This window comes from Rhodothermus profundi, from assembly GCF_900142415.1.
In the GTDB taxonomy this organism is placed as follows: domain Bacteria; phylum Bacteroidota; class Rhodothermia; order Rhodothermales; family Rhodothermaceae; genus Rhodothermus; species Rhodothermus profundi.
Genome location: NZ_FRAU01000010.1, coordinates 1 through 21,562, shown reverse-complemented (window position 1 = coordinate 21,562; position 21,562 = coordinate 1). Strand labels below are relative to the sequence as shown.

The following is a 21,562-nucleotide window of genomic DNA, read 5'->3' as shown; positions in this document are numbered from 1 at the left end:
TGCTGAGCTATTGGTGAGCAGCGATGATGCGTGGTCTGCTTCAGCACAAAACCGGTGGGGCCCGCGTAAAGGGCGCCCACGGTAAGAAGGGGACAACTGCCTGAATGGTCAAGAAAGGAATCGTCTCTTCAGGGCCTTTAAAGGCGGATAAGGCTACTCCGGCTGCCGGAAGGGAACGCAGACTGGCAAACAAACGGCAAGGATCGGGCAGGTGTTTGCAGTTTGTCGCCTGCTGGAGCCCTTTGCCCACCACGCACCCGAAAGCCCCCGCCTCTAGCACATGTACCAGTTGGTGGCCGGCCGGTAGGCCAACGGCACTGACCAGAAAAAGCAGGAGCAGCCCTGCTGCCCGTTTACGCCACATCGCCTGCATGCCCGGGTGCATTTACGCTCCTGGGAAGATAGCAGCGACGCGTTCCTCAGAGCAAGCAGTGCCAATTAGCCCGTTTGTTATACCCGGCTGAGCGCTAACGGATACTCGGCCGACACGTGCCCCCGCGCAATCTCCCGAAGACGTCGCTTCAACAACTGTCGTCGAAAGGCACTGATGCGGTCGATAAAGAGAATGCCTTCCAGATGGTCATATTCGTGTTGAATGACCCGGGCCAACATGCCATGGGCTTCCAATTCTTGCGGCCTGAACTGACGGTCCAGATAGCGAACCCGAACGGCCTCAGGCCGCTCCACCACTTCCCGCACCTCCGGAATAGAGAGACAGCCCTCTTCAAGGCTGCATTGCGCCGCACTCGTCCAGATAATTTCTGGATTGATAAAAAACATCGGCATGGAGGGAAGCGACTCCCCTTCAGCTTCCAGCTCTTCTTTCAGCGGCGTCAGATCGACCACAAAAACACGCTCCCGACGCCCTACCTGAGGCGCCGCCAGTCCAATGCCCGAAGCCGCATGCATGGTTTCGACCATGTCGTCAAGCAACTGCTGCAGCTCGGGCGAATTGGCCTGCACGGGCTGCGCTCGCTCCCGCAAAATGGGATCCCCGTATACATGAATAGGCAGTACCATCCGCGTCCGATCGTAACGTTTGGACCTGTGCTTTATTGGGGAAAGCTTTGCTTCGGTTCCTGATATTCCAGATACTCCTGCAGGATTATCGCGGCAGCCATCTGATCTACACGTCCCCGCTCCCTTCGCTTTTTGCGCGATCCTCCTACTTCGCGCAAACGTTCTCGGGCAAGCTCCGACGTGTAGCGTTCGTCCCAGCGCACAATTTTTACGCCAGGCAGCAGCCGTTCTAATCGACGGATAAAGCGCGCTACCTGACGTGTAGCTGCGCCCTCCGTTCCTGCTTCCGTCAGCGGCCAGCCCACCACCAGCGTTTCAATTCCTTCCTCGGCATGCAGTCGCTGAAGCACGCGCAGCGCTTCCTCTGGCGGGTAGGTACCATAGGGCTGAGCAATTATGCGCAGCGGGTCAGCCAGCGCCAGCCCAACCCGTCGCCTTCCGTAATCTATGCCCACTACACGCGGCCGCGTAGCCCCAGACAACAACATTGCTTCAGCAGCACCATGAAAAAAGCGGACGGGTTCGGGATTAACCCGTCCGCCACCTCATGGTTCATCTCCGCAGGGTATTTTCAGCGAGCGCCGTTCTTCCCGGAAGCTTGCGCTTCCAGATACTTGTCGGCGCTCCCTTCAGGAATTTCATAGTTCAATTCAATGAGCGGACGCTGCAACACCTGCTTCAGCCGCTTGCTGGGCTTAAAGTGCGTCTTTCGGCGACTGGGAATAAAAACGGTCTCGTTTGTCTTCGGATTGCGTGCTTTGGGCTTTGCACGCGTGCGCTTGACCTCAAAGACCCCGAAATCGCGCAGCTCAATGCGCACTTCAGGATCCGCCTCTTCAAGGAGCTGCGCCAATGCTTCAATCACCGCACTTACCCAGGGCTCGCTTTTGTAAATGGGTTCACCCATAAGCTGGGCAACCCGACGCGCCACGTCCTTCTTCGTCAAAGTGGGTATGCGTTGCGCCATGATCAGCCACTCCGTTTAAATTTGCACATGCAACCAACGCGATTGCCTGCCCGCATGGATGGGGCGCTACCTCCCACATTGCAACGATGCGGCAGGACGCAGCATTTTATTAAATTACGTGAGCTTTTGCAAAACAAAACGACAGCTCATCATTGAATTTTTAAGGACTTGTCGTTACTCCTCAAAACGGTATACCCCGTAGATGCCGTCAATGCGTTTGATTCGCTCAATGACGCGGCGCAAGTGCTCCAGGTCGCTCACGTAAAGCACAATGGTCCCTTCAAACACGCCATCTTCTGAATCGACCGTTATGGAGCGAATATTTGTCTTGAGGCTCTTAGAAATGACCGTTGTAATATCACTGACAATTCCTACCCGATCTTCGCCAATTACCCGCAGTGCAGCCAGAAACTGCACGTCCTTTTGCCGGCTCCATTCAACCGGCACAATGCGATCTGGATGATTGATCAGCAGATAGGGAGCATTTTTACAGTTAACCCGATGGATCTTTATGGCTCCACTTCGACTCACATAGCCAAACACCTCATCCCCGGGAATAGGATTGCAGCAGGACGCATAGGTGGTAACAATATCCGTATGAAGCTCTCCATCTATTTTCAGCGCAGGCTGCCCGGTCTCCTTAGCCGTATCCAGAAAGCTTTCGTACTTCAGACGCAACGCCTGCGATTGCGACTCCTGTTGCCCATCTCCGGCCTGCAGCGCCTTAATCAACTCATCTACTTCAAACAACCCGCTCCCCAGTTCATAAAACATCTGCTGGAGGTTAGGGAATTTCAACCGGTGGGCCACGCGCTGCAACTGACGCTCATCCACTTCCAACCCCAGACGCTGCGCCCGCTTTTCCCAGAGCTCTTTTCCTAGCTCAATGGTTTTCCGACGCTGCTCGTTGATCCAGTGCCGGATATGACTTCTTGCCTTTTGGGTAACGACAAATTTCATCCAATCAGGATTGGGCGTCTGCTTCTTGGAGGTGATAATCTCTACCTGGTCCCCACTTTTCAGCTTGTAGGAAAGCGGCACCAGCCTACCATTGACTTTGGCCCCGATGCAGTGCAAGCCCACTTCTGTATGTACCCGAAAGGCAAAATCAACTGGCGTCGCACCTTGCGGCAGACTGATGACGTCGCCCTTAGGGGTAAAGACGTAAATCTCGTCATCATAAAGATTCAGCCGAAATTCCTTGACAAACTCCGTGGCCTGGTCGGGCTTCGGATTTTCCAGAATCTCATGAACCCACCGCAGCCACTGGTCCATTTTGGGATCAGGCTTCTCTATGCCCTCCTTATAACGCCAGTGCGCCGCTACGCCCCGTTCGGCCACTTCATGCATTTCCTGCGTGCGAATCTGCACTTCTACCTTGCGGCCGCCCGGCCCCAGCACAGTGGTGTGAAGACTCTGGTAGCCGTTGGATTTAGGCACGGAGATGAAATCCCGAAACCGCTCCGGCAAAGGCCGATACAGATCGGTTACAATGGAATAGGCCCGCCAGCAGTCCTCCTTTCCCTTTCGACCTGAACTTTTGAGCACAATGCGGATGGCAAACAGGTCATAGATTTCTTCAAGCGGCTTGTTTTGCCGCTTCATTTTTCGATAGATTGAGTAAATGTTCTTGGGACGGCCGTAGATATCAAATTCGAGTCCTGCCTCCTCCAACCGCTGCTTCAGGGGTTCGATAAAGCGCTGGATATAAGCCTCCCGCTCCTTTTTTGATTCGTTCAGTCCCCGCACAATTGCGTAGTACTCATCGGGTTGCAGCACTTTGAGCGACAGGTCCTCCAGCTCACTTTTGATCTTGAACAGACCAAAGCGGTGCGCCAGCGGCGCAAACAGCTCAAGCGTCTCGGTTGCAATTTTCAGTCGCTTCTGCGGGGACAGCGCCTCAATGGTGCGCATATTGTGCAGCCGGTCTGCAAACTTAACCAGAATAACGCGAATGTCTTCGGCCATAGAGAGCATCAGCTTGCGCACGTTTTCGGCCTGTCCCAGCTCACGCGATGCGAAGACGCCTTGAATTTTCGTCAGCCCGTCGATAATAATGCCCATGGTCTCGCCGAACTCCTCCCGAATAAAGTCCAGCGAGATGTCGGAGTCTTCCACCACGTCGTGAAGCAGCGCAGCCGCTACGCTGACATCATCAAAACTGATATCCTGGGCCACAATAAAGGCCACTTCCAGAGGATGCAGGATGTAGGGCTCACCTGTCACGCGCCGGTGATCTCGATGGGCCCAGTAGCTTACCCGAAATGCTCGGCGTATAAGGTCTTCATCAACGCGAGGCAGGTGCTTATGACACACCCGCAGCAGCTCCTCCAGACGTTGCTGGTATTCTTCTGGAATATTCAGACTCCCCGCTTTCAGGAGCGTGGATACCTGGACCATGGGCCTCCGGGCTTCGCTTCCCCTTTGCAGCTTTTCCTCTCAGGGTTAAAGTGTCGGGGCTTTCACCTGTTCCGCCAACAAAAAAAGCGCCATCTCCAGAAGATGGCGCTTGGGCGTCCGGTTCGGATACGTCAGCGGAAAGTTTGGTTCAGGCGTCGTCCGTTTTCTTTTTATCCTGCGCCGTCTCTTCCTCTGTAGAGGGCGACGCATGGGATGTTGTCTCGGCAGATGCAGCCGTTTCGGTGGCACTTTCGGCCGCAGCAGGCGCCGTCGCTTCTGCTGGTTCAGCGTCGGCAGTTTCGCTTGCTCCTGCTTCTTCTGGGGACGGCGGCTGCTCTGCCGCAGTAGGCGCTGTTGCCGCTGGCGCAGCCTGGCGCCGTCCCCGCCCGCGGCCTCGCCGCGTCCGTTTCCTTGTCTTTCGGCTATCGACCGGCTTGATATCGTTGTAATCGACCAGTTCAATAATGGCCATCTCGGCCCCATCACCGGGACGCCGGCCGATGCGCACCACCCGCGTGTAGCCGCCGGGCCGTCCGTTTACCTTTTCAGCGATCTCGCCAAAAAGCTCTTTGACCGCCTCTTTACTTTGCAGGTAGCGGAAGACCTGACGGCGATTATGGGTAGTGTCTTCCTTGGCCCGCGTAATCAGCGGCTCGATGAACATGCGCAGTGCCTTGGCCTTAGCCAGCGTCGTGCGAATACGCTTATGACGAATAAGCGCGCACGAAAGCGCCGCCAGCGTAGCCCGGCGATGTCCATAGGTGCGGCCTAATTTAAATCCTTTCTTTCGATGTCTCATGGCTCCTTTCAGCTTACTCCGGCAACGCCGGCTCAGCTCTCGGCTCCCTCAAGATACTTGTCGACGTCCATGCCAAAATGCAGCCCGCGTTCCTCCAGCACAGCAATCAGTTCCTGCAGCGACTTGCGGCCGAAGTTACGGAACTTGAGCATTTCCGACTCCTGCCGCCGCACCAGATCACCAATTGTGCGAATGTTGGCTGCCTTGAGGCAGTTTTGCGCGCGCACCGACAGGTCGAGCTCATCGACCGGTTGCGAAAGCAATTCGCGGATGCGCTGCACTTCGGCGTCGACTTCCTTCTTCTGCACCTCGGGCTGCGGCTCGCTCTCCATCGTAATGAACAGGTTAATATGGTCGCGCAGGATGGTAGCGGCCTGCACGAGCGCATCTTCTGGAGAGACAGAGCCGTCGGTAGTGATCTCCAGCTCCAGGCGTTCGTACTCAATTTTCTGCCCCACGCGCGTGGGTTTGATCGTGTACCGCACGTTCTTGATGGGCGTAAAGATCGCGTCGATAGCGATCACGCCAATGGGGTCATCCGGCAGTTTGTTTTCTTCGGCGGGCACGTAGCCGCGGCCACGCCCCATGCGCAGCTCCAGGTTAACTTCCGCGCCTTCGGCCAGCGTGGCAATGTAATGGTCCGGGTTCAGCACCTCATAGTGGCTGGTGGCCTCCCCGATATCCCGGGCTGTCCACACATGGGGCCCTTTCAGCGAAAGCCGGATGTTTGCGTCCGTCGTATCCTTGGCCTTGAAGCGCACGCCTTTCAGATTCAGAATAATCTCGGCGACGTCTTCAGTAACGCCTGGAATCGTTGAGAATTCGTGCTGCACGCCATCAATCTTCACAGCCGTGATGGCAACGCCCGGCAGCGAAGAGAGCAGCACGCGCCGCAACGCGTTGCCAATCGTAACCCCATAGCCACGTTCCAGCGGCTGAATCACAAAACGCCCGAACGTTTCCGTCGCCTCTTCCACACGAACGCCTTCGGGCAGTTGTACCATGTAGTTGCTCATGGTCAGTCTTGGGTTTTATCGATCGCAAAACCCGGAAAGTCGTTCTCCGGCCTTTCCATCCGCGCTGCCTGCCGCCGGACTACTTGGAGTAAAGCTCGACGATCAGGTGCTCACGGATGTTTTCGGGAATGTCTTCCCGGTTCGGATAGTCCAGGAACTTCCCCTGCATCTCCTTACGATCGACTTCCAGCCAGGGAAAGTTCCGGCGTAGCCGTTTGATGTTCTCCTGGATAACAGTCAACTGGCGACTCTTTGGACGCACCGCCACCACGTCGCCAGGCCGAAGCTGGTAGGAGGGAATGTTGACGATCTGGCCGTTCACCATGATGTGACGATGGACGACCAACTGGCGAGCCTGCCGGCGCGTGCGGGCAAACCCCATGCGATAGACCGTATTGTCCAGCCGCGCCTCCAGCATCTTCAGCAGATTCTCGCCGGTGATGCCTTTCTTGCGCGACGCCTTTTCGAACAGGTTGCGAAATTGCCGCTCCAGCAGCCCGTAAATGTACTTGACCTTCTGCTTCTCTTTTAGCTGAATAGCGTATTCGCTCTCCTTAGCCCGGCGGGTCCGTCCATGCTGGCCAGGAGGATACGGCTTGCGCTCCAGCGCCTTACTCGGACCAAAAATGGGCTCCCCAAAGCGCCGGGCAATCTTCTGTTTGGGGCCTCGATAGCGGGCCATAGTCGTTCTGGTCTCGTTTGTCAGATGAAAGTTTGCAACGTATAAGACAAACGCACGACAGCACCACCCCTTGCTGCCGTGACCGGGCTTATACCGAACGGCGGTTCAGACGCGACGCCGTTTCGGCGGCCGGCAGCCGTTATGCGGCACCGGGGTAACGTCCCGAATGGTCAGCAGCTCCAGTCCCGCTGCTGCCAGCGCCCGGATGGCCGACTCGCGGCCCGATCCAGGCCCTTTCACAAAGACGTCCACCCGGCGCAATCCCAGTTCATAGGCCTCCTTCGCAGCCGACGTAGCAGCCATCTGTGCCGCATAGGGCGTCCCCTTACGGCTGCCCCGAAAGCCTTCTTTACCGCCACTGGACCAGGCAATCGTATTGCCGTACTGGTCCGTGATGGTGACAATCGTATTGTTGAAAGTGGACTGAATATGCGCCTGCCCGTTCTGTTCGACAATAACGTTCTTCTTGCGCGTTGTCCGCTGCTTCCTTGCCATGGCTGCAATGCAGAATTACTTCTTCGGAGCCTTCTTCTTCCCGGCCACCGTCTTGCGGGGCCCCTTACGCGTACGGGCATTGGTGCGCGTGCGCTGACCTCGCACAGGCAACCCCAACCGATGCCGAATGCCCCGATAGCAGCCGATGTCCATCAACCGCTTGATGTTCATCTGGACCTCGGCCCGGAGCTGCCCTTCGACAACGTATTCCTGCTCAATAATCCGCCGAATCTCCCGCGTCTGCTCGTCGGTCCAGTCTTTGGGACGCGTATTGGGATCAACACCAACCCGGTTGAGGATCTCCTTTGCCCGCGACCTTCCAATTCCATAAATCGCGGTCAGCGCAATCTCTCCACGCTTATGCTGCGGAATGTCAACACCTGCAATTCGTGGCATAGCCTCTACCGGTTTAACCCGCCATTAGCCCTGACGCTGCTTATGGCGGGGGTTCTTCTTATTGATTACATAAATCCGCCCTTTGCGCCGCACAATCTTGTCATCGGCGCTCCGCTTTTTTACACTGGCACGTACCTTCATGACCCTGCTTACTTTAGGTGAATCCCCAGCGTTATCAGGCAAGGGTGCGTAAACGCTTTAGACGCCGCCGGGTTCGTGAACGTTTATTTATAACGATACACTATGCGCCCCCGCGTCAGATCGTAGGGCGACAGCTCTACTTTGACGCGGTCGCCCGGTAGAATTTTAATGTAGTGCATGCGCATCTTGCCCGACAGAATGCCCAGAATTTCATGCCCATTATCCAGGCGCACGCGAAACTGGGCATTGGGCAGCGCCTCGATCACTTCACCGTCCTGCGTAATGGGTTTCTGTTTCGCCATGGGGGGATGGTACCGTCTGGTTGTAAGGCGCTTCGACCACGTCTTCAATGTAGGCAAACGTCGTCAGCACTTCCGGCCGTCCGGCTCGCACCACGACCATATGTTCGTAGTGGGCCGAGGGCAATCCGTCGGCTGTATAGACGGTCCACCCGTCCTCGCCGACGCGCACCTCATACGTTCCCCGATTAACCATAGGTTCCACGCAGAACGTCATCCCCACCCGAAGCCGCCGTCCCGTTCCGGGCCGCCCCACATTAGGCACCTGGGGCTCTTCATGAAGCCGGCGACCGATTCCGTGTCCTACCAGCGCACGCACTACCCCGTATCCTGCGGCCTCACAATGCCGCTGAATCGCATGGCTGATGTCGCCAATGCGCTTGCCGGCAACTGCCTGCGCAATCCCCTTTTGCAAGGCTTCGTAGGTTACCCGGCAGAGCCGCACGTTTTCCGGATCTAGCTCCCCTACGCCAAATGTGTACGCACTATCCCCATAAAAGCCGCGATAGCGCACCCCACAGTCCACCGACACCAGATCCCCTTCCTGCAGCCGGTAATCCCCCGGAATGCCATGCACGACCTGATCGTTTACGGAAACGCACAGCGTCGCCGGATACACCAACCGTCCTACGCGATACCCTTTAAAAGCCGGCTCGCCCCCATGCGTCCGAATAAAATCCTCCGCGATAGCATCCAGTTCGGCTGTGGCCACGCCCGGCCGGATATAGCGCGCCACCTCGCCCAGCGTGCGGCCTACTAGATCGGCGCACCGTCGTAAGATATCGATTTCTTTTTCCGTTTTGATGTGAATCATACACAGACCGCTAAAAACGTCGTCCCCGCACCCGCGTCCCTTTCATAAAGCCCTCATAATGCCGCATAAGCAGATGGCTTTCGATCTGCTGCAGCGTATCCAGCATCACGCCCACAATGATGAGGAGACTGGTCCCGCCAAAAAAGTGCGCAAAACCGGCCGTTACCCCTGCCCGCATGGCAAACGCCGGAATTATCGCCACAATTCCCAGAAAGATAGCTCCTGGCAGCGTGATCCGAGTCAGGATCGTATCAATGAAATCACTGGTCTGTTTGCCCGGCCGCACGCCCGGTATAAAGCCGCCCTGTCGCTTGAGCGTATCAGCCATTTCGCGGGGATTCACGGCAATAGCCGTGTAGAAGTAGGTAAAGAAGACTACCAGCACAAAAAACAGCGACGAATAGCCCCAGCCCGAAATATCCGAGAAAAAGGTGCCAAACTGCTGCATGAAGTCGCTGCCCGGAAAGAACGTCGCTATGGTGGCAGGGACAAACATGATGGACTGCGCAAAGATGATCGGCATTACCCCGGCCGCATTAACGCGCAGTGGCAAGTACTGGGTTACTCCCCCGTACACCCGGCGTCCGACAACCCGCTTGGCATACTGCACAGGGATGCGGCGCGTCCCCTGGGTTACCAGCACCACCCCGGCCGTAATGACCACAAAAACAGCCAGCTCCAACAGCACAATAAACAGGTTGTCTTTCAGCGTAAACTCGTTATAGACAGCCTGGGGCAGGAAGGCAATAATGCTCACCATAATAATGAGCGAAATGCCATTGCCGATGCCGTTCTCCGTAATGCGCTCGCCTAACCACATTACGAAAACGGTACCGGCTGTCAGCACAATGACGGCAATCAACATGAAAAAGCCCGGACTGACCACAATGGCCTGTCCGGTAGCGCCATAGCGCAGGTTAATGGCATACCCAATGGCTTGCAGCGCGGTAATGCCAACCGTCAAATAACGCGTAAGCTGGGTAATTTTGCGCCGTCCCTCTTCTCCTTCACGCTGCAGCTTCTGAAAGTACGGGACCACCGCCCCCATTAACTGAATGATAATGGAGGCAGTGATGTAGGGCATGATCCCCAGCGCAAAAATGCCCGCTTGCGAAAAGGCACCTCCCACAAACAGGTCGATAAGGCCAAACAGGTTGTTGGTACCGGCCTGGCGGTTCACTTCGGCCAGAATGTGGGCGTCTACGCCTGGCAGCGTCACGTAGGTGCCAATCCGGTAAACGACCAGCAACCCGAGCGTATACAGCACGCGCTGCCGAAGCTCTTCAATCTTCCAGATATTGCGAATGCTTTCTGTAAAACCCGCCATGGTCTGCTATCGGCTTGGCATCCCCTGAGGGGACGCATCTGCGCTGGAAGGTCAGGCGATCACGGTGGCTGTCCCGCCAGCCGCTTCAATTTTTTGACGGGCCGAGGCGCTGAAAGCATGCGCCGAAATTTGCAGCGCCACCGACAGCTCGCCATCACCTAGAATTTTTATGCGATCCCGCTTTCGGGCCAGCCCGGCGGCCACCAGCGTCTCCGGCGTGATCGGTGCCTCTGTCGAAAGACGCCCCGCCTCAATCCAACGGCTCAAATCCGCCAGATTGATCACTCGGTATTCCTTGCGGAAAGGATTCCGAAAGCCTCGTTTGGGCACGCGCCGCACCAACGGCATTTGCCCGCCCTCAAAATAGGCTGGAATTTTCTGCCCACTCCGCGACTTCTGCCCTTTCGTACCGCGGGTTGAGCTGTGCCCTCCATAGCCCGATCCAACGCCGCGTCCCAGACGCTTACGCTCGCGAACCGCTCCTTTTGCTGGTTTCAATCGACTCAGATCCATTGCTGCCAGACTGTTTTGCGCACAGGTGAACGTGCTTACGCCTCAATTTCTTCAACGCGCACCAGGTGTTCCACTTTCTTAATCATACCCCGAATCTGGGGCGTATCATTGTGGACCACCGTCCGGCCAATGCGCCGCAGGCCCAGCGCTTCCAGCGTGCGGCGCTGCCGCTCTGGATAGTCAATGACGCTACGGACCTGCGTAATCTTCAGCTTTTTCTGCTTTTTTGCTGCCATACGTCCGTTGCCTTCCGTGGTCCGATGCGTTTACCCTTCAAACACCTTCTGCAGCGAGACGCCCCGGCGCTGCGCTACCTCCAGCGGGTCTTCAAGTTGCTCCAGGGCGTTGATCGTCGCCGCCACCAGGTTATAGGGATTCGTCGATCCCAACGCCTTGCAGAGCACGTCGGTGATGCCCGCACACTCCAACACCGCCCGCGCCCCACTTCCAGCAATCACGCCCGTACCCGGCGCAGCCGGCTTGAGCAACACGCGGGCTGCATCCTGCCGTCCAATCACTGGATGCGGAATCGTACCCCGCCGAATCGGCACCCGAATTACATTCTTCTTGGCATTCTCGGTGGCCTTAGCTATGGCATCTGCCACTTCACGGGCCTTCCCCACTCCTGATCCCACCAACCCATTGCCATCACCTACTACAACAACGGCGCTAAAGGAAAAACGCCGTCCTCCCTGCACCACCTTGGCCACCCGCTTTACCGACACCAGACGCTCAATCCACTGCTGCTCCTCCGCAGCACGCTGACGCTGCCGGCGACGATTCCGATTACGATTTTTCCGTTGTGCCATAATCGTCTACTTTCGCTTTATCGATGGCCTGGAAAGACTCAGAACTGAAGGCCCCCTTCACGGGCCCCTTCAGCCAGTGCCTTTACCCGACCGTGATATTTGTAGGCGTTCCGGTCAAATACCACTTTGGTTACGTTGGCAGCCAGCGCCCGCTGGGCAACACGCCGCCCAACCTCCCGGCTAATCTCCATCTTGGTTCCTGCCGGTATGTCTTTCTCCAGGCTGGAAGCGGCTGCCAGCGTGTGCCCTCGCGTGTCATCAATTACCTGCGCGTAAATATGCTTGTTCGACCGATACACGCATAGACGCGGGCGCTCCGGCGTCCCGCGAATCTTTTTCTTTAGCCCCCGCTTGACGCGGGCCCGACGTTCTTTCTTGCGTTTTAGTTCGTTAATCATCGCCTGTCCCTCAGGTTTACCGGAAGATTGCCGACCTTCCGGGTTTACGTAACAGAACAACCCTCACTACCTTAGCGGCCTGCCGTCTTGCCCGCCTTGCGCCGCACGTACTCGCCCACATAGCGGATGCCTTTGCCCTTGTACGGCTCCGGCGGCCGCAGCGAGCGGATCTTGGCCGCTACCTGCCCCACAAGCTGCTTGTCAATGCCCTCGACAATTACAATCGGATTGCTCCCACGCTCACTCCGCACCGAAATTTTAATTCCTTCCGGCGGGACAAAGTAGATCGGGTGCGAGTAGCCCAGGGCAAGCTCCAGCAAGTTGCCGGACATCGACGCCCGAAAGCCGATGCCAATAATTTCCAGCTCTTTACGGTATCCCTGGGTAACCCCCGTTACCATATTTTGAATTAACGCGCGGTAAAGCCCGTGCAATGCCCGATGCCGCTTCTGATCGGTCGGCCGCAGCACACGGACCGTCTTGTCCTGGACTTCTACGGTAATGTCCGGATCCACCTGCAGCGTGAGCGTCCCTTTAGGGCCCGTCACGGTAACGACATTGTTCGGTGCCACTTCGACGCGCACGCCGTCGGGCAGATGGATCGGCTGTTTCCCTATCCGCGACATGGTTTATCTGGTTTTGCTGTCAAGCTGATCCATGGCTTTAATGGCTCAGAACACGTAAGCCAGGACCTCGCCCCCAATGTGCAGCTTACGCGCCTCCTTGTCGGTCATAACCCCCTGGGAAGTTGAAATAATGGCAATACCCAGCCCATTACGTACCCGGGGCAACGCGTCCGCTCCTACGTACTGACGCCGCCCCGGCTTGGAGACGCGCTTCAGCTCCCGAATCGCCGGATTACCATTGCGGTCGTATTTCAGGTAGATACGCAGCAGTCCCTGCTTACCATCATCAATGTCCAGGTACCGCTGCACATATCCTTTATCCACGAGAATCTGCGTAATCGCCCGCTTCAGCTTGGAAGCGGGAATGTCCACATAGACCTTCCGCGCCATCTGCGCATTGCGCAGACGGGTCAGGTAGTCAGCAATCGGATCCGTAATCCCACTCATGGTCGTTGCAGTTAACTGAAATCGGGGTTACCAGCTTGCCTTGCGAACCCCGGGAATCTTCCCTTCCAAGGCCATTTCACGAAAGACAATGCGCGAGACCCCGAACTTCCGCAGGTAGCCCCGCGCCCGTCCGGTCAGGGGACACCGGTTACGCAACCGGACCGGACTGGAATTCCGCGGAAGTTTCTGGAGTCCAATCCAATCACCCGCCTCTTTAAGTTGCCGCCGCTTTTCCGCGTACTTTGCAACCAGCTCGCGTCGCTTCTTCTCGCGTGCCATCCAGCACTTCTTTGCCATGGCGCTTTTATGCTGCTTTTGCCTGTGGTTCTTCTCGACGAACGAACGGCATGCCCAGCAACTTTAGCAGGGCATAGGCCTCTTCGTCTGTTTTCGCCGTGGTTACAAATGTGATGTCAAACCCACTGATGCGTTCAACTTTGTCCACGTCGATTTCAGGGAAAATAATCTGCTCTGGAATTCCTAGCGTATAGTTGCCGCGCCCATCGAAGCTGCGGTCCGACACGCCTCGGAAGTCACGCATCCGAGGCAACGCCAGGGTAACGAGGCGGTCAAAGAACTCATACATTCGGTCGCCCCGCAGCGTGACCGACACGCCGACGGGCATCCCCTTGCGAATTTTGAAATTGGAAATACTCTTCTTGGCACGACGCACGACCGGATGCTGCCCTGTAATGAGCCGAATCTCCTCAATCGCGTCGTCCAGTATCTTTTTGTTCTGGGCTGCCTCGCCCACCCCTTTGTTGACGCAGATCTTAACCAGACGCGGCACCTCCATCACATTGCGGTACCCGAATTGCTTCATGAGCGCGGGTACCACCTCTTCCCGATACTTTTTTTTCAGTCGCGGAATGTAGGTCATGGCTCCCTTTTATTCTGGGCTTTGGCGCGTAGCCGGCTTCAACGATCCAGCTCTTCGCCCGTAGTTTTTGCGTAGCGCACCCAGCGCCCTCGGCCTGTAGCCGGATCCTCCACCCACTTTCGCCCTACGCGGGTGGGCCGCCCGTTGCTATCAAGCGGCATTACGTTTGAAACATGGATGGGCATCTCCTGCTGGATACGCCCCCCCTGCGGATACTTCGGGCTGGGCCGCACGTGGCGGATGCGCAGGTTCACCCCTTCCACAATCACGCGCTGCTTCTTAGGAAAGACGCGCAAAATGCGCCCCTCTTTGCCTTTATCATTGCCGGCGATCACGCGCACAAGATCGCCCCGTTTTACGTGGAGTTTAGGCTGTTTATTCTTTTTCCGCGGCATGGCCTTCTGCAGCTCTTAGGTTTACGCGGCGGCTCAGACCACCTCGGGCGCGAGCGACACAATGCGCATAAACTGTTTATCGCGCAGCTCACGCGCCACAGGACCGAAAATACGCGTCCCAATAGGCTCGTCCTGGTTGTTAATCAGCACCGCCGCGTTATCGTCAAAGCGAATATAGGTTCCGTCAGGCCGGCGGTATTCCTTTCGAGTCCGGACGACAACCGCCTTGACTACGTCGCCCTTTTTCACACTACCGCCAGGAATCGCCGATTTGACCGAAACGACAATCTTGTCGCCGACGCGGGCGTAGCGCTTGTGACTTCCGCCCAGCACGCGGATGCAGAGCACTTCCTTGGCTCCGCTGTTGTCGGCGACCACCAGCCTGCTCTCCTGCTGAATCATGGTTGGCTCTCGGCTTTACTTGGCCCGTTCGATAATTTCAACGAGGCGCCAACGTTTACGCTTTGAAAGCGGGCGCGTCTCCATGATGCGGACAACGTCGCCCTCATTGGCCTCGTTGTTCTCGTCATGGGCCATCAACTTCGTGGTACGCTTGATATACTTTCCGTAGAGCGGATGTTTAACCAGTCGCTCAACGGCGACAGTAATGGTCTTATCCATTTTATTGCTGACAACGACGCCGATCCGCTCTTTCCGGCGTCCACGCTGAGGTTTCTGCGTCTGCTGTTCGTTCGCCATAGCTGCTTTTGACGGCTTGGTGAGCCTCGACCTCACCAACTACCGAAAAAGTTTAATTTTACTCGGAGGAGGAAGCCGCCTGCTGGGCTTCCCGGAGCTTCTCATTATAAATCGTCTTCAGCCGTGCAATAAGCCGACGCTTGTTGCGCAGCAACATAGGATTTTCAAGCTGCGCGACTGCATGCTGAAAACGTAACTGACGCAACTCCTCCTCCTCGGCACGGATGCGCTGAGCAATTTCTTCCAGGCTCATTGCACGGATTTCTTTCGGCTTCATAACCCCATGCCAGGTTTGGGTTAGCGTCCCTGCGAGGCGGCCACATAATCGGGCCGCATGACAAACTTGGTTTTAATAGGCAGCTTATGGGAGGCTAACCGAAGCGCTTCACGCGCCAGCTCCTCAGACACTCCTCCCACTTCAAAGAGAATGCGCCCCGGTTGCACCACCGCAACCCAGTACTCGACCGAACCCTTCCCTTTCCCCATGCGCACTTCAGCCGGTTTTTTGGTTACGGGTTTATCGGGGAAAATGCGAATGTAGACCTTACCCGTGCGCTTCAGCTTGCGGGTAATGGCCACGCGGGCCGCCTCGATTTGCCGGGACGTTATACGCGCCGGTTCCAGGGCTTTGATCCCGAAATCTCCAAATTCTATTTGCGTACCGCGCGACGCCAGGCCGCGAATCCGGCCTTTCTGTTGCTTGCGGTACTTGGTGCGTCGAGGCATTAACATGGCTCGTACCTCCGCTTCGCTTACGTCAAGGGCTTACGCCCTTTCGGTTTTGAGTTAACGCTCTTCTTCGGCAGCCGCGCGTCGGCCAGCGCGGCGCGCCCGACGCCGACGCCGCCGCTCCGGCTGTTCAAGGGCCTGCTGCTGCCGCTGAATCAGGGCATTCGGACTCAAATCCGGCTTGCCGATAATCTCACCCAGAAAGATCCAGACCTTTACCCCGATCGTGCCATAGATCGTGTAGGCCGTGGCCTGGGCATAGTCAATGTTGGCCCGGAGCGTGTGCAGCGGCACGCGGCCTTCTAGGTATTGTTCGGTGCGGCTCATTTCCGCACCGCCGAGCCGCCCGGACACCTTGATGCGGATTCCCTGGGCGCCCATGCGCATGGCCGCCGTAATGGCCTGTTTCATTGCGCGACGGAATGAAACGCGACCCTCCAACTGCTGCGCAATGTTCTGGGCTACCAGGCTGGCATCCAGCTCTGGCCGCTTGATTTCACTGATATTAATCTGAATCTCTTTACCCGTCAGCTTCTGCAACTCCTCCCGGAGCTTCTCCACTTCCTGACCACCGCGGCCAATCACCACGCCCGGTCGGCTGGTGTGCAGCGTCAGAATCACGCGCTTCGGAGTACGCTCAATCACGACCCGGCTTAACCCTGCCCGCTTCAACCGCGCGTGCAGGTAACGCCGAATTTCTTCATCTTCAATCAGCTTTTCTGGCAGGTCCTTCTCGGCGTACCAACTGGAAAACCAGCCGCGAATGACGCCCAGGCGAAATCCTATTGGGTGTGTCTTCTGCCCCATGATCGCTTTATGCTGCAGTTAGAACGTCTTGCTCGCCGCGTTATGCTTCGCCCTCAGGCTCCGTTGTGGCCACGACAACCGTCAGGTGGCTCATCCGTCGCCGAATCGGCACGGCACGCCCGCGAGGCGCTGCCCGCCAGCGTTTGAGCCGCGGCCCTTCATCTACGCGGATATCGCGGATGACCAGGTTGGCCTCATCGATCCGCTCCTCCGGATTTTTTTCGATCAGATTATAGACGGCCGAGCGGATCGTTTTTTCAATAGGGCGCGCCGCCCGATGGGGCAGGTGGCGCAAAATAGCCAGCGCTTCGGCCACCCGCTTGCCCCGAACGGCATTGACCACCACGCGCATTTTACGCGGCGAACTCCGGATATATTTATTGATCGCTCTGGCTTCCATTGCTCTCTGATAGCTTATCGACGGCCACGCTTATCCTTTTTCTCGCCCGCATGTCCCCGGAAAGTCCGCGTCGGTGCAAACTCCCCCAACCGGTGCCCGACCATGTTTTCGGTGATATAAACCGGTATAAACTGTCGGCCATTATGCACCGCAAACGTATGGCCGACAAACTCAGGAATAATCATCGAAGCCCGGCTCCAGGTCTTGATGACCTTCTTCTGGCCGGTCCGGTTGAGTTCTTCAACCTTCTTGAGCAGCTTATAGTGGACATACGGTCCTTTCTTTAACGAACGCGCCATATCCGCTTCTCTGCGTTTTGCTTAAGCGTCGTCCTTTACTTTGCCGCGTTGCGACGACGCAAGATGTATTTGTCCGAAGGTTTGTTGCGCTTCCGGGTCTTATACCCTTTGGCCGGCTGCCCCCAAGGCGAACGGGGATGCCCTCCTGAGTGCCGTCCTTCTCCGCCGCCCATGGGGTGGTCAATGGGGTTCATGGCAACTCCCCGCACCTTGGGCCGAATGCCCAGCCAGCGACTGCGCCCTGCCTTCCCCAGATCAATGTTCATGTGGTCGGGATTGCTTGTCGTCCCGATTGTTGCCCGACACTTCACATGGATCAAGCGAATTTCACCGGACGGCAGGCGCAGCGTGGCATAGTTGCCCTCGCGCGCCATCACCTGCGCATAAGTGCCGGCCGCCCGCGCAATCTGCGCCCCCTTGCCCGGCTTCATTTCAATGCAGTGCACATAAGAACCTACCGGAATGTTTTCCAGGGGCAGGCAGTTGCCTGGCTCGGGAGGCGCCTCCGGTCCATTCATCACAGTCTGCCCGACCTTGAGCTCATTCGGCGCGATGATGTAGCGTTTTTCTCCATCGGCATAGGCCAGCAATGCAATGCGCGCCGAACGGTTAGGATCGTACTCAATACTTACTACGCGCGCCGGGATGCCATCTTTATCGCGCTTAAAGTCAATAATCCGATAGCGCCGCTTATGGCCACCGCCTTGATGGCGCGTGGTAATGCGCCCCTGGTTATTACGGCCGGCCCGTTTTTTCAAGGGGGCCAGCAGACTTTTTTCCGGCGTATCCTTGGTGATTTCCTCAAACGTAGAAACCGAATACTGGCGCTGGCCAGGAGTAACCGGTTTCCGTTTGCGAATCGGCATGATGGTCTATCGGGTCTGCGGCAGGCCTACCGGTCCCGAAGGACTTTGCGCCTGCCAGGTTCATGCGCTCACACGTTCTCGAAGAAGTCGATGCGAGGACTGTCGGGCGTCAGCGTCACGATCGCCTTCTTGTAAGCGCTGGTGCGCCCTTCGGCCACGCCCCGGCGCGTAAATTGCCGGCGACGCTTACCTGGCATGATCATCGTGCGCACCTTCTTGACTTTGACGCCCGGATACATCTCCTCGACGGCTTTCCGTATCTCTATCTTGTTGGCGTCCTTGGCAACGATAAAGGCATATCGCCCCTCTTCCATCTGCTGCGAAAGCTTCTCCGTCACCAGCGGGCGAATTAGAATCGGATGCTTGCTCATGGTTGTGCCCTGGTCGGTTGGTTTAGGCCGCCACGGGTGCCGTAGTCAACTGTCGGTTCAGCACCTCAACAGCGCTTTCCTGCATCAACAGCACCTGGGCATCCAGCAGGTCGCGCGTCGATGCATTGCGCGCCTCCAGCACGCGCACTTTAGGCAGATTGCGGCTGGAAAGGTACACTGTGGGGTTGTGCGTACCTGTAAGAATCAACACCTTACGTCCTGCCAACCCCTGCGCAGTCAGCACCTCCACCAGTTGCCGGGTACTGGGCCGTTCAAAGGTAAAGTCTTCAATCACGCGAATAGCTTCCGCCTTCGCCTTATAGCTTAAGGCAGAGCGGCGGGCCAGCCGCCGGGTTTTGCGGTTAACTTTAAGCGCATAGGATCGCGGCTGCGGCCCGTGTGCGGTTCCTCCACCGCGCCGGATGGGCGACTTAGCATCGCCCGCACGAGCATAGCCCGTACCCTTCTGACGATACAGCTTGCGCGTGCTGTGGGCGTTTTCCGCGCGATTTTTCACCTTATGCGTCCCTTGCCGCCGGTTCGCTTCGATCCGTTTGACGTCGAGCCAGAGCACGTGATCGTTGGGCTCGATTTCGAAAACCGTTGGATCGAGCGTTACCGTACGGCCAGTCTCACTCCCATCCAGCCGATATACCTGCAGTTCCATAACGCGTCTATTTCGCTTCAAACTCGGTCCGATGCCTACTGGACCTTCTTGTGCAACTCAACGATGCCGTTGCGCGGGCCCGGAACAGCTCCCTTGACCAGAATCAGATGGTGCTCCGGAAAAATCCGAATCACCTCCAGGTTTTTCACCTTGACCCGCTGGTTGCCCATGCGCCCGGCCATACGCATTCCTTTGAACACGTGCGACGGGAACGAAGAGGCTCCGATCGATCCAGGCGCCCGTTCCCGGTTGTGCTGGCCGTGCGTGCGGGTCCCTACTCCGGCAAAGCCGTGCCGTTTGACTACGCCCTGAAATCCCCGGCCTTTCGAGATGCCCACGACATCAATCAGCTCGCCTTCCTCAAAGAGCTGCTCGAGGCGCACCTCGTCGCCGGGCTTTACGTCCAGCACAAAGTTTTTAAACTCGCGGAGCACCCGTTTGGGCGAAACGCCGGCCTTCTGAAAATGGCCGAGCATCGCCTTTGTGGTGCGCTTGAGCTTACGCTCGCCGTAGCCCAACTGCACGGCATCGTACCCGTCTTTGCCTTCGGCCGTTTTCACCTGCACCACGGCATTGGGTTCTGCTTGAATAATGGTGCAGGGAATGCAATTCCCGGCCTCGTCAAAGACCTGGGTCATCCCAATTTTTCTTCCAAGCATTCCACTCATGGTGCCCTTGCACGCAGCTTATGGCAGCTTGCCTGCCTTTACACTTTAATTTCTACGTCGACGCCACTGGGCAACTCCAGCTTCATCAGGGCGTCGACCGTCTTGCTGCTGGTCGACAGGATGTCGATGAGCCGCTTATGCCGCCGAATTTCAAACTGCTCGCGGCTCTCTTTGTCAATGTGCGGGCTCCGCAGCACCGTGATGACCGTGCGTTCTGTAGGCAGCGGTATCGGACCGCTGACCACCGCACCGGTCGCCTTTACCGTGCGGATGATCTTCTCCGCACTCCTGTCGATCAGCGTGTGATCGTACGATTTCAGCTTGATGCGAATTTTCTGGCTGGCCATCGCCTCTCTTGCTCGGCAAGTCAAAGGGTAGGGGCACGTTAACGCGTGCCCCCACCGGATGGTTTATTCAAAATCGACGGATTTTCAGTCGAGGATTTTCGTGACGACGCCGGCACCGACCGTCCGCCCCCCCTCGCGAATCGCAAAACGCAACCCCTCCTCCATCGCCACCGGATAAATCAACTTCACCCGAAACCGCGCATTGTCCCCCGGCATCACCATCTCCACCCCCTCCGGCAAACTAATATCCCCCGTCACATCCGTCGTCCGAAAATAAAACTGCGGCCGATACCCGTTGAAAAACGGCGTGTGACGACCCCCCTCCTCCTTCGACAACACGTACACCTCACACTCAAACTCCCGATGCGGCGTCACACTACCCGGCGCACACACCACCATCCCTCGCTCCACATCATCCTTCCCAATACCCCGCAACAACAACCCCACATTGTCACCCGCCTCCCCCTGATCCAACTGCTTCCGAAACATCTCCACCCCCGTCACCACCGACGTCAACTTGTCCTCCCGCAACCCAATAATCTCCACCGAATCCCCCACCTTCACCACACCCCGCTCAATCCGACCCGTCACCACCGTCCCACGACCCGTAATCGAAAACACATCCTCTATCGGCATCAAAAACGGCTTGTCCTTCTCCCGTACCGGCGTCGGAATGTACTCATCCACCGCCTCCATCAACTCCATAATCCGATCCTCCCACTCCGGCTCCCCCTGCAACGCCAACAACGCACTCCCCCGAATCACCGGCACCTCATCCCCAGGAAACTCATACTGACTCAACAACTCCCGTACCTCCATCTCCACCAACTCCAACAACTCCTCATCATCCACCAAATCCACCTTGTTCAAAAACACCACAATGTACGGAACCCCAACCTGACGCGCCAACAAAATGTGCTCCCGCGTCTGAGGCATCGGACCATCCGTCGCCGCCACCACCAAAATCGCCCCGTCCATCTGGGCCGCTCCCGTAATCATGTTCTTCACATAATCCGCATGACCCGGACAATCCACATGCGCATAGTGCCGCTTCTCCGTCGCATACTCCACATGCGCCGTCGCTATCGTAATCCCTCGCTCCCGCTCCTCCGGCGCATTGTCTATCGAATCAAACGTCCGCGGCTGATTCACCGGATCCGACACCCGCTTCGACAACACCTGCGTAATGGCCGCCGTCAACGTCGTCTTCCCATGATCCACATGACCTATCGTCCCTATGTTCACATGCGGCTTCGTCCGCTGAAATACCTCCTTCGCCATGGCT

The 21,562-nt window shown here is 57.1% G+C and carries 36 protein-coding genes; all 36 read right to left on the bottom strand.

Annotated features, from left to right (window positions below; all coding sequences use genetic code 11):
• Positions 1-40 precede the first annotated feature (40 nt).
• The 36 genes from BUA15_RS12320 to tuf all read right to left on the bottom strand — a co-directional run bounded on the left by BUA15_RS12320 (position 41) and on the right by tuf (position 21,558).
• Positions 41-364: a hypothetical protein gene (locus BUA15_RS12320; RefSeq protein ID WP_245772039.1), complete on the bottom strand. Its 324-nt coding sequence runs from the start codon at positions 362-364 to the stop codon at positions 41-43.
• An 86-nt stretch (positions 365-450) separates the two neighbouring features.
• On the bottom strand, positions 451-1,020 hold the full coding sequence (def, locus tag BUA15_RS12315) for a peptide deformylase (RefSeq protein WP_072716296.1): 570 nt from the start codon (positions 1,018-1,020) through the stop codon (positions 451-453).
• 32 nt (positions 1,021-1,052) lie between these two features.
• On the bottom strand, positions 1,053-1,508 hold the full coding sequence (ruvX, locus tag BUA15_RS12310) for a Holliday junction resolvase RuvX (protein WP_084660600.1): 456 nt from the start codon (positions 1,506-1,508) through the stop codon (positions 1,053-1,055).
• Positions 1,509-1,591: 83 nt separating this feature from the next.
• A complete protein-coding gene (locus BUA15_RS12305; RefSeq protein ID WP_072716295.1) occupies positions 1,592-1,987 on the bottom strand; it encodes an HU family DNA-binding protein in 396 nt (131 codons plus the stop codon).
• Between the two features lie 174 nt (positions 1,988-2,161).
• On the bottom strand, positions 2,162-4,387 hold the full coding sequence (locus tag BUA15_RS12300; RefSeq protein WP_072716294.1) for a RelA/SpoT family protein: 2,226 nt from the start codon (positions 4,385-4,387) through the stop codon (positions 2,162-2,164).
• Positions 4,388-4,535: 148 nt separating this feature from the next.
• Positions 4,536-5,186, bottom strand: coding sequence for a 50S ribosomal protein L17 (gene rplQ / locus BUA15_RS14060; protein WP_072716293.1), 651 nt, complete (start codon positions 5,184-5,186; stop codon positions 4,536-4,538).
• A gap of 32 nt (positions 5,187-5,218) precedes the next feature.
• A complete protein-coding gene (locus tag BUA15_RS12290) occupies positions 5,219-6,202 on the bottom strand; it encodes a DNA-directed RNA polymerase subunit alpha (protein WP_072716292.1) in 984 nt (327 codons plus the stop codon).
• A 79-nt stretch (positions 6,203-6,281) separates the two neighbouring features.
• Complete coding sequence (rpsD, locus tag BUA15_RS12285; RefSeq protein WP_072716291.1) at positions 6,282-6,884, bottom strand: 30S ribosomal protein S4; 603 nt, start codon at positions 6,882-6,884, stop codon at positions 6,282-6,284.
• A gap of 105 nt (positions 6,885-6,989) precedes the next feature.
• On the bottom strand, positions 6,990-7,379 hold the full coding sequence (gene rpsK / locus BUA15_RS12280; protein ID WP_072716290.1) for a 30S ribosomal protein S11: 390 nt from the start codon (positions 7,377-7,379) through the stop codon (positions 6,990-6,992).
• A 15-nt stretch (positions 7,380-7,394) separates the two neighbouring features.
• The gene (gene rpsM / locus BUA15_RS12275; protein ID WP_072716289.1) at positions 7,395-7,775 is read right to left on the bottom strand and encodes a 30S ribosomal protein S13; all 381 of its coding nucleotides are present in this window, start codon (positions 7,773-7,775) and stop codon (positions 7,395-7,397) included.
• A gap of 24 nt (positions 7,776-7,799) precedes the next feature.
• Complete coding sequence (gene ykgO / locus BUA15_RS12270) at positions 7,800-7,916, bottom strand: type B 50S ribosomal protein L36 (protein ID WP_072716288.1); 117 nt, start codon at positions 7,914-7,916, stop codon at positions 7,800-7,802.
• Positions 7,917-7,999: 83 nt separating this feature from the next.
• Complete coding sequence (gene infA, locus BUA15_RS12265) at positions 8,000-8,218, bottom strand: translation initiation factor IF-1 (protein ID WP_072716287.1); 219 nt, start codon at positions 8,216-8,218, stop codon at positions 8,000-8,002.
• Positions 8,184-9,029: a type I methionyl aminopeptidase gene (map, locus tag BUA15_RS12260; protein WP_072716286.1), complete on the bottom strand. Its 846-nt coding sequence runs from the start codon at positions 9,027-9,029 to the stop codon at positions 8,184-8,186. Before map ends, infA begins: the two co-directional genes overlap by 35 nt.
• A 10-nt stretch (positions 9,030-9,039) precedes the next feature.
• Positions 9,040-10,356 (bottom strand): preprotein translocase subunit SecY, encoded by a 1,317-nt coding sequence (gene secY, locus BUA15_RS12255; protein ID WP_072716285.1) that lies wholly within the window; start codon positions 10,354-10,356, stop codon positions 9,040-9,042.
• A gap of 51 nt (positions 10,357-10,407) precedes the next feature.
• Positions 10,408-10,869: a 50S ribosomal protein L15 gene (gene rplO / locus BUA15_RS12250; RefSeq protein WP_072716284.1), complete on the bottom strand. Its 462-nt coding sequence runs from the start codon at positions 10,867-10,869 to the stop codon at positions 10,408-10,410.
• Between the two features lie 35 nt (positions 10,870-10,904).
• Positions 10,905-11,105: a 50S ribosomal protein L30 gene (gene rpmD, locus BUA15_RS12245; protein ID WP_072716283.1), complete on the bottom strand. Its 201-nt coding sequence runs from the start codon at positions 11,103-11,105 to the stop codon at positions 10,905-10,907.
• A 30-nt stretch (positions 11,106-11,135) separates the two neighbouring features.
• Positions 11,136-11,678, bottom strand: a complete 543-nt coding sequence (gene rpsE / locus BUA15_RS12240) for a 30S ribosomal protein S5 (RefSeq protein ID WP_072716282.1) — start codon at positions 11,676-11,678, stop codon at positions 11,136-11,138.
• A 38-nt stretch (positions 11,679-11,716) separates the two neighbouring features.
• A complete protein-coding gene (rplR, locus tag BUA15_RS12235) occupies positions 11,717-12,076 on the bottom strand; it encodes a 50S ribosomal protein L18 (RefSeq protein WP_072716281.1) in 360 nt (119 codons plus the stop codon).
• A gap of 71 nt (positions 12,077-12,147) precedes the next feature.
• On the bottom strand, positions 12,148-12,702 hold the full coding sequence (rplF, locus tag BUA15_RS12230) for a 50S ribosomal protein L6 (protein ID WP_072716280.1): 555 nt from the start codon (positions 12,700-12,702) through the stop codon (positions 12,148-12,150).
• Positions 12,703-12,747: 45 nt separating this feature from the next.
• A complete protein-coding gene (rpsH, locus tag BUA15_RS12225; protein WP_072716279.1) occupies positions 12,748-13,149 on the bottom strand; it encodes a 30S ribosomal protein S8 in 402 nt (133 codons plus the stop codon).
• A gap of 27 nt (positions 13,150-13,176) precedes the next feature.
• Entirely contained in the window at positions 13,177-13,446 is a 270-nt protein-coding gene (gene rpsN / locus BUA15_RS12220) for a 30S ribosomal protein S14 (RefSeq protein WP_072716278.1), read from the bottom strand.
• Positions 13,447-13,453: 7 nt separating this feature from the next.
• Positions 13,454-14,029: a 50S ribosomal protein L5 gene (gene rplE, locus BUA15_RS12215; RefSeq protein ID WP_072716277.1), complete on the bottom strand. Its 576-nt coding sequence runs from the start codon at positions 14,027-14,029 to the stop codon at positions 13,454-13,456.
• A 38-nt stretch (positions 14,030-14,067) separates the two neighbouring features.
• Entirely contained in the window at positions 14,068-14,424 is a 357-nt protein-coding gene (gene rplX, locus BUA15_RS12210; protein ID WP_072716276.1) for a 50S ribosomal protein L24, read from the bottom strand.
• A 33-nt stretch (positions 14,425-14,457) separates the two neighbouring features.
• Entirely contained in the window at positions 14,458-14,826 is a 369-nt protein-coding gene (gene rplN, locus BUA15_RS12205) for a 50S ribosomal protein L14 (RefSeq protein ID WP_072716275.1), read from the bottom strand.
• Between the two features lie 15 nt (positions 14,827-14,841).
• Complete coding sequence (gene rpsQ, locus BUA15_RS12200; RefSeq protein ID WP_072716274.1) at positions 14,842-15,123, bottom strand: 30S ribosomal protein S17; 282 nt, start codon at positions 15,121-15,123, stop codon at positions 14,842-14,844.
• A 58-nt stretch (positions 15,124-15,181) separates the two neighbouring features.
• A complete protein-coding gene (rpmC, locus tag BUA15_RS12195; RefSeq protein ID WP_072716273.1) occupies positions 15,182-15,400 on the bottom strand; it encodes a 50S ribosomal protein L29 in 219 nt (72 codons plus the stop codon).
• A gap of 20 nt (positions 15,401-15,420) precedes the next feature.
• On the bottom strand, positions 15,421-15,855 hold the full coding sequence (gene rplP / locus BUA15_RS12190; protein ID WP_072716272.1) for a 50S ribosomal protein L16: 435 nt from the start codon (positions 15,853-15,855) through the stop codon (positions 15,421-15,423).
• A gap of 54 nt (positions 15,856-15,909) precedes the next feature.
• Positions 15,910-16,659, bottom strand: a complete 750-nt coding sequence (gene rpsC, locus BUA15_RS12185) for a 30S ribosomal protein S3 (protein WP_072716271.1) — start codon at positions 16,657-16,659, stop codon at positions 15,910-15,912.
• A 40-nt stretch (positions 16,660-16,699) separates the two neighbouring features.
• Positions 16,700-17,059, bottom strand: coding sequence for a 50S ribosomal protein L22 (gene rplV, locus BUA15_RS12180; protein WP_072716270.1), 360 nt, complete (start codon positions 17,057-17,059; stop codon positions 16,700-16,702).
• A 14-nt stretch (positions 17,060-17,073) separates the two neighbouring features.
• Complete coding sequence (gene rpsS, locus BUA15_RS12175; protein ID WP_072716269.1) at positions 17,074-17,358, bottom strand: 30S ribosomal protein S19; 285 nt, start codon at positions 17,356-17,358, stop codon at positions 17,074-17,076.
• 35 nt (positions 17,359-17,393) lie between these two features.
• Positions 17,394-18,224 carry a 50S ribosomal protein L2 gene (gene rplB / locus BUA15_RS12170; RefSeq protein WP_072716268.1) on the bottom strand — a complete coding sequence of 277 codons (831 nt, stop codon included), beginning with the start codon at positions 18,222-18,224 and terminating at the stop codon, positions 17,394-17,396.
• Positions 18,225-18,292: 68 nt separating this feature from the next.
• The gene (gene rplW, locus BUA15_RS12165) at positions 18,293-18,595 is read right to left on the bottom strand and encodes a 50S ribosomal protein L23 (protein WP_072716267.1); all 303 of its coding nucleotides are present in this window, start codon (positions 18,593-18,595) and stop codon (positions 18,293-18,295) included.
• 22 nt (positions 18,596-18,617) lie between these two features.
• Positions 18,618-19,262 carry a 50S ribosomal protein L4 gene (rplD, locus tag BUA15_RS12160; protein ID WP_072716266.1) on the bottom strand — a complete coding sequence of 215 codons (645 nt, stop codon included), beginning with the start codon at positions 19,260-19,262 and terminating at the stop codon, positions 18,618-18,620.
• A gap of 35 nt (positions 19,263-19,297) precedes the next feature.
• Positions 19,298-19,930 carry a 50S ribosomal protein L3 gene (gene rplC / locus BUA15_RS12155; RefSeq protein ID WP_072716265.1) on the bottom strand — a complete coding sequence of 211 codons (633 nt, stop codon included), beginning with the start codon at positions 19,928-19,930 and terminating at the stop codon, positions 19,298-19,300.
• Between the two features lie 38 nt (positions 19,931-19,968).
• Positions 19,969-20,277 carry a 30S ribosomal protein S10 gene (gene rpsJ / locus BUA15_RS12150; protein WP_012843350.1) on the bottom strand — a complete coding sequence of 103 codons (309 nt, stop codon included), beginning with the start codon at positions 20,275-20,277 and terminating at the stop codon, positions 19,969-19,971.
• Positions 20,278-20,361: 84 nt separating this feature from the next.
• Positions 20,362-21,558 carry an elongation factor Tu gene (tuf, locus tag BUA15_RS12145; protein WP_072715193.1) on the bottom strand — a complete coding sequence of 399 codons (1,197 nt, stop codon included), beginning with the start codon at positions 21,556-21,558 and terminating at the stop codon, positions 20,362-20,364.
• Positions 21,559-21,562: the final 4 nt, after the last annotated feature.

What these genes read in the sequence shown, in the direction of transcription:
- rplX (WP_072716276.1), bottom strand. Translation starts at nt 14,424, where the DNA reads ATGCCGCGGAAAAAGAATAAACAGCCTAAACTCCACGTAAAACGGGGC.
- rpsJ (WP_012843350.1), bottom strand. Translation starts at nt 20,277, where the DNA reads ATGGCCAGCCAGAAAATTCGCATCAAGCTGAAATCGTACGATCACACG.
- rpsM (WP_072716289.1), bottom strand. Translation starts at nt 7,775, where the DNA reads ATGCCACGAATTGCAGGTGTTGACATTCCGCAGCATAAGCGTGGAGAG.
- rpsQ (WP_072716274.1), bottom strand. Translation starts at nt 15,123, where the DNA reads ATGGCGAACGAACAGCAGACGCAGAAACCTCAGCGTGGACGCCGGAAA.
- rplE (WP_072716277.1), bottom strand. Translation starts at nt 14,029, where the DNA reads ATGACCTACATTCCGCGACTGAAAAAAAAGTATCGGGAAGAGGTGGTA.
- BUA15_RS12305 (WP_072716295.1), bottom strand. Translation starts at nt 1,987, where the DNA reads ATGGCGCAACGCATACCCACTTTGACGAAGAAGGACGTGGCGCGTCGG.
- rplO (WP_072716284.1), bottom strand. Translation starts at nt 10,869, where the DNA reads ATGGATCTGAGTCGATTGAAACCAGCAAAAGGAGCGGTTCGCGAGCGT.
- BUA15_RS12300 (WP_072716294.1), bottom strand. Translation starts at nt 4,387, where the DNA reads ATGGTCCAGGTATCCACGCTCCTGAAAGCGGGGAGTCTGAATATTCCA.
- rpsS (WP_072716269.1), bottom strand. Translation starts at nt 17,358, where the DNA reads ATGGCGCGTTCGTTAAAGAAAGGACCGTATGTCCACTATAAGCTGCTC.
- infA (WP_072716287.1), bottom strand. Translation starts at nt 8,218, where the DNA reads ATGGCGAAACAGAAACCCATTACGCAGGACGGTGAAGTGATCGAGGCG.
- rpsD (WP_072716291.1), bottom strand. Translation starts at nt 6,884, where the DNA reads ATGGCCCGCTATCGAGGCCCCAAACAGAAGATTGCCCGGCGCTTTGGG.
- rplB (WP_072716268.1), bottom strand. Translation starts at nt 18,224, where the DNA reads ATGCCGATTCGCAAACGGAAACCGGTTACTCCTGGCCAGCGCCAGTAT.
- rpsC (WP_072716271.1), bottom strand. Translation starts at nt 16,659, where the DNA reads ATGGGGCAGAAGACACACCCAATAGGATTTCGCCTGGGCGTCATTCGC.
- rpmD (WP_072716283.1), bottom strand. Translation starts at nt 11,105, where the DNA reads ATGGCAGCAAAAAAGCAGAAAAAGCTGAAGATTACGCAGGTCCGTAGC.
- rpsK (WP_072716290.1), bottom strand. Translation starts at nt 7,379, where the DNA reads ATGGCAAGGAAGCAGCGGACAACGCGCAAGAAGAACGTTATTGTCGAA.
- secY (WP_072716285.1), bottom strand. Translation starts at nt 10,356, where the DNA reads ATGGCGGGTTTTACAGAAAGCATTCGCAATATCTGGAAGATTGAAGAG.
- rplR (WP_072716281.1), bottom strand. Translation starts at nt 12,076, where the DNA reads ATGATTAACGAACTAAAACGCAAGAAAGAACGTCGGGCCCGCGTCAAG.
- def (WP_072716296.1), bottom strand. Translation starts at nt 1,020, where the DNA reads ATGGTACTGCCTATTCATGTATACGGGGATCCCATTTTGCGGGAGCGA.
- rpmC (WP_072716273.1), bottom strand. Translation starts at nt 15,400, where the DNA reads ATGAAGCCGAAAGAAATCCGTGCAATGAGCCTGGAAGAAATTGCTCAG.
- rplP (WP_072716272.1), bottom strand. Translation starts at nt 15,855, where the DNA reads ATGTTAATGCCTCGACGCACCAAGTACCGCAAGCAACAGAAAGGCCGG.
- rplW (WP_072716267.1), bottom strand. Translation starts at nt 18,595, where the DNA reads ATGAGCAAGCATCCGATTCTAATTCGCCCGCTGGTGACGGAGAAGCTT.
- rplQ (WP_072716293.1), bottom strand. Translation starts at nt 5,186, where the DNA reads ATGAGACATCGAAAGAAAGGATTTAAATTAGGCCGCACCTATGGACAT.
- rpsE (WP_072716282.1), bottom strand. Translation starts at nt 11,678, where the DNA reads ATGGCACAACGGAAAAATCGTAATCGGAATCGTCGCCGGCAGCGTCAG.
- BUA15_RS12320 (WP_245772039.1), bottom strand. Translation starts at nt 364, where the DNA reads ATGTGGCGTAAACGGGCAGCAGGGCTGCTCCTGCTTTTTCTGGTCAGT.
- rplN (WP_072716275.1), bottom strand. Translation starts at nt 14,826, where the DNA reads ATGATTCAGCAGGAGAGCAGGCTGGTGGTCGCCGACAACAGCGGAGCC.
- rplF (WP_072716280.1), bottom strand. Translation starts at nt 12,702, where the DNA reads ATGTCGCGGATAGGGAAACAGCCGATCCATCTGCCCGACGGCGTGCGC.
- rplC (WP_072716265.1), bottom strand. Translation starts at nt 19,930, where the DNA reads ATGAGTGGAATGCTTGGAAGAAAAATTGGGATGACCCAGGTCTTTGAC.
- ykgO (WP_072716288.1), bottom strand. Translation starts at nt 7,916, where the DNA reads ATGAAGGTACGTGCCAGTGTAAAAAAGCGGAGCGCCGATGACAAGATT.
- rplD (WP_072716266.1), bottom strand. Translation starts at nt 19,262, where the DNA reads ATGGAACTGCAGGTATATCGGCTGGATGGGAGTGAGACTGGCCGTACG.
- map (WP_072716286.1), bottom strand. Translation starts at nt 9,029, where the DNA reads ATGATTCACATCAAAACGGAAAAAGAAATCGATATCTTACGACGGTGC.
- ruvX (WP_084660600.1), bottom strand. Translation starts at nt 1,508, where the DNA reads ATGTTGTTGTCTGGGGCTACGCGGCCGCGTGTAGTGGGCATAGATTAC.
- rpsH (WP_072716279.1), bottom strand. Translation starts at nt 13,149, where the DNA reads ATGAGTGGGATTACGGATCCGATTGCTGACTACCTGACCCGTCTGCGC.
- tuf (WP_072715193.1), bottom strand. Translation starts at nt 21,558, where the DNA reads ATGGCGAAGGAGGTATTTCAGCGGACGAAGCCGCATGTGAACATAGGG.
- rplV (WP_072716270.1), bottom strand. Translation starts at nt 17,059, where the DNA reads ATGGAAGCCAGAGCGATCAATAAATATATCCGGAGTTCGCCGCGTAAA.
- rpsN (WP_072716278.1), bottom strand. Translation starts at nt 13,446, where the DNA reads ATGGCAAAGAAGTGCTGGATGGCACGCGAGAAGAAGCGACGCGAGCTG.
- BUA15_RS12290 (WP_072716292.1), bottom strand. Translation starts at nt 6,202, where the DNA reads ATGAGCAACTACATGGTACAACTGCCCGAAGGCGTTCGTGTGGAAGAG.